This window comes from Burkholderia sp. BCC1988, from assembly GCF_905339895.1.
Taxonomy (GTDB): Bacteria; Pseudomonadota; Gammaproteobacteria; order Burkholderiales; family Burkholderiaceae; genus Burkholderia.
This window is the reverse complement of record NZ_CAJPHA010000106.1, coordinates 1-256: the sequence shown is the minus strand read 5'-3', so window position 1 is coordinate 256 and position 256 is coordinate 1. Positions and strand designations below refer to the sequence as shown.

1 protein-coding gene is annotated in these 256 nt (G+C 64.1%); it reads left to right on the top strand.

Annotated features, from left to right (window positions below; translation table 11 throughout):
• Positions 1-256, top strand: a 256-nt coding sequence (locus U4012_RS35770; protein WP_321804604.1) for an amidohydrolase family protein, incomplete at both ends; no start/stop codon positions are given.

Genomic DNA, 256 nt, shown 5'->3' with positions numbered 1-256 from the left:
GGGCGTCGTGCGCGTGCTCGCGCAGAACCGCTGGCCGTGGCGCATGCACGCGACCTACGACGAAACGATCAGCCGCGCACTCGACGTGTTCGAGAAGGTGAACAAGGACATCCCGCTCGAAGGGCTGAACTGGTTCTTCGATCATGCGGAAACGATCTCCGAGAAGTCGATGGACCGGATCGCCGCGCTCGGCGGCGGTGTGGCCGTGCAGCACCGGATGGCGTACCAGGGCGAATACTTCGTCGAGCGCTATGGT